Below are 9,114 nucleotides of genomic sequence, written 5' to 3' on the forward strand. Positions count from 1 at the left end.
GGAGGCCTCTCGCCTGCGGCCCGAAGCCTTCGGCGGACGGGCCGGCGGACGTGTCGGCAATGGTCGTTACCAGGCGCCAGCGCCCGCCGCATTCGGTGCAAGCGAGAATGTCGAACAGAAAGATTCGGCGGAGCAGGTCGGCCCACGCGAAATGGCGCGGGCGAGTGTAGGCGAACACGCGATCCCGTCGGGGCCGAGCAGCGGATTGTCGACCGGCGTCGGGGTCAGTGCGTGCAAGTCGGCATACACTCGCCGCCGGTGCAGCGTGCCGCCGGCATGTACGTCGAACGCAAGAACCCGGTTGCGGAAGTGTTCGCTCACGAACAGCGTCATGCCGTCGGGTGCGAGAGCAATGCCGTTGGCATAGTGAATGGCGCCGGCGAGCAGGCGGGTCGCGCCGCCGGGCTGGTGCCGAAACACGCAGCCGGCCACCGGGGCGGTGGGTTCGAAGACGCCGGAGGCAGTGAAGTAGAGCGCGCCGGCACGATCGAAGACGAGGTCGTTGGGAGCCGGCAAGGACCGGCCCGTGGCCTCCTGCCGGATGACCTCGATCGTGGTCCCGTCGCAGTCGACCCGGGCGATGCAGTTGCTGTCGCTGCCGGTGACCCAGAGGGTGCCGTCGGACCCGCAGACGGCGGCCGCCGGTCCGAAGCCGGGCTCCTGCCAGACCGTCCGGGCGGCGCCGTCCGCGAGGTCGATCACGCCGACGGCGTGCCGCGCATACTCGACGAAGTACAGGCGGCACGCGTTCCACGTCGGGCCCTCGGGGTAGAAAAGCGGTTCGTGCAGCACACGCATCGAGGTGGTCGCGCGGTCTCTCTGAGGTCGCACGTTCCATAGCAACCAGCGCCGTGCCGTGGCCAGTGCCGTCCCGTGCGCTCGGGCCGGGTAATTTCCGAAAGCTTTCGGTACTGATCCCCTTTTACTGAAGCGTCCTCCGGGCGTATACGCGCCAGTAATCTTCGAGCGTGCAACGACAGTCGAACCGCGGCAGGGGAGGGCGTTTCGTGAGCTCACAGGACGGACACAAGAGATGCGCAAGGACATTCACAGTGGCCGCCGGCGCGCTGGCGTCGTGCCTTGTTGGCGCGACCGCGGCGTCGGCGGGTGGGGGATGGGTGTACGAAACCGGCGCCATCGACGTGGGGACCGCGAGCGCGGGGCGCGCGGCGATTGCCAACGACGTGTCGACGGCATTCGGGAACCCGGCGGGTCTGACCCGGCTAGGCTCGCAAGTGCAGTTCGGCCTGCAGCCCATGATCGTGACGACCGAGTTCGACGTCGGTGCCGGAACCACGGTGTCGGGGACGGACGGTGGCAACGCCGGCGGCCTGGTGCCAACTGGCGGCGTCTACGCGTCCTACAGCCTGCGTGATGATCTGAAACTCGGCTTCGCCTTCAACTCCTACGCCGGCGGCGCGCTCAGCTACGACAGCGACTGGGTTGGCCGGTACATCACCACCGAATCGGTGCTGCTCACCTTCAATTTCAATCCGGTGGTCGCCTATCGGGTGCTGCCGTGGCTGTCGCTCGGCGCCGGCTTCTCGGTCCAGTGGGCGAAACTGAAGACCGAGCTCGCCATCAGCAACGCCGCGGAGTCGCTGGCCGACGGGCGCATGCAATACGACGACGCCAACGTCGGGTTCGGCGGCAACTTCGGCGTGCTCTTCGAGATCGACCCGAAGACCCGCCTCGGCATCACGTATCGCTCACAGGTCGATCAGAGCTTCAGCGACGTCCCCTCGTTTGGGCAACTCGGCCCGGGCCTCGAACGCATCCTGCGGAACGCCGGGGTGCTGGGTGCACCGCTCCGGCTGGACATGACCATTCCGCAGGAGGTCATGGTCAGCGCCTATCGCGACGTGACCGACGATCTGGCGCTCATGGCCAACTTCAACTGGCAGAACTGGGGTCAGTTTGGGGACGTCAACGTGGCGTTGTCGACCTCGCCGCCGCTATCGACGGCGGTCGATGCCAATTTCGAGGATACGTTTCAGGGCGCGATCGGCCTCCACTACCGCCTCGCCGAACCGACCCTGCTGCAACTCGGGTTCGCCTACGATACCTCGGCCGTGGACGGGGTCCACCGCTCCCCGGCGTTCCCGGTCGATCGGCAGATCCGCTTTGCCGTGGGTGTGCAGTACGACGTCAACGCCGCATACACGATCGGGGCCGCGTACGAGTACGCCAACCTGGGTAGTGCCGACATCGACGTGGCTCGTCCCACCGGAACCGTGCAGGGCGACTACCGGGCCAACTCGCTAAACGTCTTCAACCTCACGGTTCTCCGCCGCTTCTGATTTGCGATTCTCGGATTTCCTCGCATGGCGCGATGATTTCGTCCGTCATGCCGGCGAAAGCCGGCATCCAGCCCCGCATCCGACGCTGGACCCCGGCCTTCGCCGGGGTGACGGACCCCCGCCAGGCGCTCGCCGGGTTGCGGGCGGCAGCCCGCGCCAGGGTGAAGGGGACGCCGTCGCGGCGGCATGGCGGCGGACACCAGGATGGTTGGGGCCTGATGCCGAATCTGCGCACGGCGGCGGCCCTGGTGGCGGTGTTCATCGGTGCGGCACCGGCCGTTCATGCGACCGATGACCGCGACCCGGATGCATACGCGCATCCGGGTCGCCTGTCACCCACCGAGATCGACAGGCAGGTCACAGATCCGGTGAGCGTGACGTGGTCGGTCAAGTTGGAAAACGATCTCGTGCTGCGCGACCTCGACGGCCCCGGCGCCGAGCTCGAGGCAATACTGCGGCTGCAGTCGACGATGCCGGTACTGCTGGGCGACTATCTGAAGCTGATTGCGCGCCCCCGGTTCACCCTGGTCGACGACAAGCCGTACACCGGTTCGAACGGAGCTCTGGAGCGGACCACCGGGTTTGGCGACACCATCCTCGACCTCGTGCTCAGTCCGCGGCCGACGCCGTGGCGCCTCGCCCTCGGGCCGACGTTCGTGTTCCCGACGGCGAACCTCGATCAGACCGGTCAGGGCAAGTGGCAGATCGGACCCGCAGGTGTGGCCGGCTACCGCACGGACCGGTGGCTCGCCGGGTTCATCCTCCAGCAGTGGTTCTCGTACGCCGGCGACCCGGCGCGCAAAGCGGTTTCGGAGATGCACCTCCAGTACCTTGCGAGCTGGTTCTTCGACAACGGGTGGAGCGTCGGCACGCAGCCGACCATGAAGGTGCAGTGGAACGCCGCTCCCGGCCAGCAGGTGACCTTCCCGTTCGGGCCGACGATCGGCAAGGTTGTCAAGTTCGGCGGCTCGGTGCCCGTCAAGTTCGAGATCGACCTGCTCTATACGCCTGTGCATCCCAGCAACGGGGAGGAGGCCAGCTTCCAGATCAAGGTGATCCCCGTGGTGCCGTCGCCGTTGCCTCCTTTGATGTAGGGCCGGCCCCTCTCAGTCACGCGTGCGCCACTTGAGGTCGACGATCTGCGCGAGCGTGCCGCGCATCGGGTGCAACTCCACCGTCAGGTTCACGAGCTTGCCCTGGAAGCGAAACGGCACCTGGTAATCGCGGTCGTCGATCGGCGTGCGGGTGTCGACGCCGACGTCGAAGGTTTCGTCCTCCGGGAACAGGAACGGCAGGGTCTTGGCGATGTACTTGCTGTCGACCACCCGACCGTCGACCTTCAACGTACCCGTGCCGCCGAGGCCGAAGCCGATCCCGTCATATGCGAAGTCGAAAACGATCACATGCCGCCCCGGGGGCAGTGCATCCTTCGCCTCCCAGCGGAAGCGCTCGAGGTTGACGTAGTTGTAGACGAACACCGGCTTGCCCCGCAGCATGTAGAGACCGAAGCCGCCGAAGCGCCCGCCATCTGTCACCAGCATGCCGTCCGCACCGCCCTGCGGGATCTCAACTTCCGCGGTGATCGTGTAGGAGCGGTCGAGGACGAACGGCGCGCCGCCTTTCGGGATGTTGCTGATCTCGCTGGTGTAGGTGAACAGCGTGCGGCCGGCGGTCGCGCTCGGGCGCGGCTCCAGAAAGCGCGCCAGGGCCCGGTTGTCGAGCGGGAGCACGTGGTACTTCGCGGCCTCGTCCATGAACACCTTCTGCATCTCGGCGAGCTTGGCGGGATTCCTGGCGGCAAGGTCGTCGTACTGCGTGGGGTCCTCGTCGAGCTTGTACAGCTCCCAGGTGTAACCGTTGATGATATCGGAGGGTGCCTTCTGGGGCAGGCCCTGGAACGCCGCCCAGGGGACGAAGGGGGGTGTCGTCGAGGCCATCCATCCCTCGTGGTAGATGCCGCGCATCGCCAGCATCTCGAAGTACTGCGTGCGTCGCCGTGACGGTACATCGGCGTTGGCCTTGTCGAAGGTGTAGACCATGCTGATGCCGTCGATGGGCTTCTGTGGGATGCCATCGACGGTCTCGGGGGCGTCGATCCCGGTGGCCTCTAGAATCGTCGGCACGATGTCGATGACGTGGTGGAACTGGCGGCGAATGCCGCCCGCGTCGCTGATGCGCTTCGGCCAGGAGATCGCCATGCCCTGCCGCGTACCACCGAAGTGCGACGCCACCTGCTTGGTCCACTTGAACGGCGTGCCGAACGCCCACGCCCAGCCGACGGCGTAGTGCGGGAAGGTCTGATCGGAGCCCCACGCGTCGTAGTACTCGAGTTGCTTCTCCACGGGCACGACCACGCTGTTGAACGAGGCAAACTCGTTGGGTGTACCGAGCGTCGTCCCTTCCGGGCTGGCTCCGTTGTCGCCGCCGATGTAGATGACCAGCGTGTTGTCGAACTTGCCCATGTCGTCGACGGCCTGAATGACGCGGCCGATCTCGTGGTCCACGTACGCCATGTAGCCGGCGTACACCTCGGCCTGGCGCGCGAAGAGCCGCTTTTCGCCGGCGGACAGCGTCTCCCATCGCGGCACACTGTCGGGCCATGGGGTGAGCCTGGCATTGGCCGGGATCACCCCGAGCCGCTTCTGGTTGGCGAAGATGCGTTCGCGTTCCTCATTCCACCCGTGGTCGAACTTGCCTTTGAACTTCTCGATCCACTCCGGCGTCGGGTGGTGCGGCGCGTGCGTGGCACCGGGCACGTAGTAAACGAAGAACGGCTTCTCCGGGGCGATGGCGTTGAGCTGATTCATGTAGGCGATGGCTTCATCGGCCATTGCGGTGATCAGGTTCCAGGATGGCTTGCCCTCGTACGGCGCGATCGGCGTGGTGTTGCGGAAGAGGTTTGGCTGCCACTGACTCGAGTCGCCGCCGACGAAGCCGTAGAAGTAGTCGAAGCCAAGACCGATCGGCCACTGCGCGAAGGGGCCCGCCTGGGTGGCCAACCAGCCGGCGACGTTGTGGTTCTTGCCGAACCACGAGGTGCCGTAGCCGTTCTGCTTGAGGATCTCGGCGATCGTGGCCGTGCTCTCGTCGATGATCGTGTCGTAGCCGGGGAACCCGGTGGCGCCTTCCGCGACGATGCCAAAGTGGACCGAGTGGTGGTTACGGCCGGTGATCAAGGCGGCGCGCGTGGGCGAGCAGAGCGCCGCCGAGTGGAAGGTCGTGTAGCGCAGACCCGCGTTGGCGATGCGATCGAGCGCCGGGGTCGGGATGGTTCCGCCGAAGGTGCTCTCTGAGCCGTAACCGGCGTCGTCGAGCATGATAAGCAAGATGTTGGGCGCGCCGGCGGGCGGGACGATGGTTGGGGGCCACCACGGTGTCGACGCCGCGGCGGTGTCCTTGACGACGCCACCGAACGCGGGCGGTGCCGGTGGCAGGGCGCGCGAGCGCAGCGGCTCCGTGTAGGATGGCGCCCCGGGCTGCGCGGGATTTTGCTGGCTTCTGCCTGTGCCGGGCAGGAGCAACAACGCGGCGGATACCGCGAACGCCGAAACTGTGCGCCTGGTTCTCATCGGTCACTCCGTCGCGTCGCCGTCAGTCACGCTTGGCGGATTGCATGAGCCTCTGGACGTCCTCGGGGGTCAGCGCCGGCCGATCCAGCCTGACGGTCAGTGCAACGAGTTTGCCCGTGAACGCGAACGGCACCTGATAGTCCCGGTCGTCGACCGGCGTGCCGGTGTCGGCGCCGACGTCGAACGTTTCGTCCCACTGGAGGGTAATCGGAATCGTGCGCGCCATCTGTTGCGTTGCCACGACCTGGCCGTCGACCTTGAGAGTGCCGGTACCGCCGCGGCCGACACCGCTCAGGTTGTTGAACGCGAGGGTGGCAAAGCCGAGCCCGTCGTACGCGAAGTCGAATTCGAGCTGATGTGGTCCGGGCGCGAGCGCCTCGGGACCATCCCAGCGGATGCGCTCGAGGTCGAGCAGGTTCCAGGTGAAAACCGGCTTGCCCTTCAGGAGGTAGAACCCCCAGCCCCCGAAGCGGCCCCCCTGGGTGGCGAGCACGCCGTCAGCCCCGTCCTTCGGGATGTCGATGGTGGCGGTGATCACGTACGACGTGCCGAGCAGCGACGGAGCGTCGCCCATGGGAATCCCGGTCAGTCGTCCGGGGTAGTTGAACTCCGTGCGTCCCGCCGCGAGGCTTGGACGCGGCGCGACCATGCGCGGGGCGAGCGAGTTGTCCAGTGGTAACACCTGGTGCTTGACCGCCTCGGCCATGAAGAGGGCTTGCAGTTCCTTCAGTTTGTCCGGCTTGGCCGCGGCAAGGTCGTTGGCTTGCGTCCAGTCCGTGTTCAGGTCGTAGAGCTCCCACCTGTAGGCGGTCATGATGTCCTCGGGCGGCGTCGCCCCGAGTTGCCACGGTGGGCTGATGGGGTGTGTGTTGGCGTACCAGCCGTCGTGATAGATGCCGCGATTGCCGAACATCTCGAAGTACTGTGTGGTGCGCGCCGACGGCGCCGCGGCCCCCACCCTGTCGAAGGTGTAGGCCATGCTCACGCCGTCGATGGGCTTCTGCGCGATGCCGTCGACCGTCGCCGGTGCCGCAATGCCGGCGGCTTCGAGGATCGTCGGGACTACGTCAATGACGTGATGAAACTGGTTGCGGATGCCGCCGGCGTCGGTAATGCGCCGCGGCCAGGCGATCGCCATCCCGTTGCGCGTGCCGCCGAAGTGCGAGGCGACCTGCTTGGTCCACTTGTACGGTGTGTCGAATGCCCACGTCCATCCCACCGCCATGTGGTTGTAGGTACGGTCTGACCCCCAGGCGTCGTAGAAGTACTTCAACTGGTCCTCGACCGGCACCGCGACGCTGTTGAACGCCGCCACCTCGTTTGGCGTGCCGATCGGCGAGCCTTCGGCGCTCGATCCGTTGTCGCCACTGACGTAGATGATCAGCGTGTTGTCGAGCTTGCCCATGTCCTCGATTGCCTGAATGACACGCCCGATCTCGTAATCGGTGTAGGCGAGGTAGGCGGCGTACACTTCGACCTGGCGCTCGAACAACTTTTTCTCGTCCGGGGTCAGGTTCTCCCAACGCGCGAGCTCGTCGGGCCAGGGGGTGAGCGTGGCATCCGCCGGAATCACCCCGAGCCGTTTCTGGTTGGCGAAGATCTGTTCCCGCAGGGCGTTCCATCCCATCGAGAACTTGCCCTTGAACCTGGCGATCCATTCCGGTGTCGGGTGGTGGGGGGCATGGGTGCCGCCCGGCGCGAAGTGAACGAAGAACGGCTTGCCCGGCTCGAGCTGGTTTAGCATTCGCACGTGGCCGATCGCTTCGTCCGCCTGCGCGGTGGTCAGGTTCCACGTCGGATTTCCGACGTAGGGATAGATCGGCGAGGTGTTGCGGAACAGGTTGGGTTCCCACTGGCTGGTGTCGCCGCCAACGAAACCGTAGAAGTACTGGAACCCCAATCCGACCGGCCACTGATCGAACGGGCCGGCCTGACTGGCCTGGAACGCCGGAGTGTTGTGGTTCTTGCCGAACCACGACGTCGCGTAGCCGTTGTCCCGCAAGATGCGCCCGACGCTCGCGGTATCGCGGCCGATGAGACTGTCGTAACCCGGAAAGCCGGTGGACATTTCCGCGATCACGCCGAATCCGGTGGCGTGATGGTTACGTCCGGTGAGCAGCGCGGCGCGGGTGGGCGAGCACAGCGCCGTGGTGTGGAAGCGGGTGTAGCGCAGGCCCATCTGCGCGACTCGATCGAGCGTGGGGGTGGGAATGACCCCACCGAAGGTGCTCGGCGCGCCGAACCCGACGTCGTCCGTCAGGATCAGCAGGACGTTCGGTGCGCCTGCCGGCGGCACGATGTTCGGTGGCCACCAGGGCGTGGATTTGATCGCGACCGGTTCGATCACGCCGCCGAACTGCGGCGGTTGCGGCGGCAGCGCGTCGGAGCGTAGCGGCGTGGCGTACGACGGTGAGCCCGGTTTGGCAGGCCCGGCGTGTTCGCCGACCGTGATCGGGACGGTGAAGGCGGCAACGAGGGCCGCCGCAATGACGATCGCGATCACGACCAGTGTGAGCTTGCGGGTCATGAGGGGGCTCCCGTCGTGCCATACCGAGCGAGGATCATCCACGACCTCCTCGCCGACGTGGGGAATATCTCCCCGTCGCGCTTCCGGGTCGGGGCGGCGGGAGTAAGGGCGGATCGATTCAGGGGCACTCGACGTGCCTAAACCATCCGGCAGCGAAGTACAAACGGAAGCAGTGGGCTCAGGCTACCGGCAGTTGCGGAGCGCCACGCGCAATCCAGCGCTCCAGCGCCGCGGCGAGGTCCTCCAGCTTCATCGGTTTGGAGATGTAGTCGTCCATGCCCACGGCCAGGTAGCGTTCGCGATCTCCGTCCATCGCGTTGGCGGTCATCGCGATGATCGGCGTCTGCGCCGGTCCGCCGGCGTGTTGGCGGATGACCCGGGTCGCCTCGTAGCCGTCAATCTCCGGCATGTGGCAGTCCATGAGCACGAGATCGTAGGGTACGCGGCTCAGCGCATAGTCCGTATTAGCTGGAGCATTTAGCGTAACACCCCATATCAGACCTTCGAGCACGCTCCTTCCGGAACTGATCCGGGCCGGTTTTGCCGTCCGAGCAGCGGCTTATTGCGGGTCGGCAGTCGGTGTCAACGCCCGGAGCCATAGTTTCGGGCAAGGCTCGACCGTGCTGAGCCGGGGTGGCGCTGCTCAGTGGCGGTATTCGTCAGCCGTCCCGAATCCAGGCAGCCATGGAGGGGGGCGCGCTGCCTGCCGGCCGAAGCC

Annotated in this window: 5 protein-coding genes and 1 pseudogene; 2 read left to right on the forward strand and 4 right to left on the reverse strand. The window is 66.2% G+C overall.

Going from position 1 to position 9,114, the window contains the following annotated elements; genetic code table 11:
• Positions 1 to 66 precede the first annotated feature (66 nt).
• Positions 67 to 798, reverse strand: a complete 732-nt coding sequence (locus L6Q96_22535; GenBank protein ID MCK6557328.1) for an SMP-30/gluconolactonase/LRE family protein — start codon at positions 796 to 798, stop codon at positions 67 to 69.
• A gap of 254 nt (positions 799 to 1,052) precedes the next feature.
• Here L6Q96_22535 and L6Q96_22540 point away from each other — a divergent pair, with 254 nt between their 5' ends.
• The gene (locus tag L6Q96_22540) at positions 1,053 to 2,300 is read left to right on the forward strand and encodes an outer membrane protein transport protein (GenBank protein ID MCK6557329.1); all 1,248 of its coding nucleotides are present in this window, start codon (positions 1,053 to 1,055) and stop codon (positions 2,298 to 2,300) included.
• A gap of 47 nt (positions 2,301 to 2,347) precedes the next feature.
• Positions 2,348 to 3,394: a hypothetical protein gene (locus L6Q96_22545; protein ID MCK6557330.1), complete on the forward strand. Its 1,047-nt coding sequence runs from the start codon at positions 2,348 to 2,350 to the stop codon at positions 3,392 to 3,394.
• A 12-nt stretch (positions 3,395 to 3,406) separates the two neighbouring features.
• Here the strand turns inward: L6Q96_22545 and L6Q96_22550 are convergent, their stop codons facing one another.
• From L6Q96_22550 to L6Q96_22560, 3 genes and pseudogenes are all read right to left on the reverse strand, one after another.
• On the reverse strand, positions 3,407 to 5,869 hold the full coding sequence (locus tag L6Q96_22550; protein MCK6557331.1) for an arylsulfatase: 2,463 nt from the start codon (positions 5,867 to 5,869) through the stop codon (positions 3,407 to 3,409).
• Between the two features lie 22 nt (positions 5,870 to 5,891).
• Complete coding sequence (locus L6Q96_22555) at positions 5,892 to 8,396, reverse strand: arylsulfatase (protein ID MCK6557332.1); 2,505 nt, start codon at positions 8,394 to 8,396, stop codon at positions 5,892 to 5,894.
• 178 nt (positions 8,397 to 8,574) lie between these two features.
• Positions 8,575 to 8,835: pseudogene (locus L6Q96_22560) on the reverse strand (response regulator).
• Positions 8,836 to 9,114 lie beyond the last annotated feature (279 nt).

It is taken from the genome of Candidatus Binatia bacterium, assembly GCA_023150935.1.
Lineage (GTDB): Bacteria > Desulfobacterota > Binatia > HRBIN30 > HRBIN30 > JAKLJW01.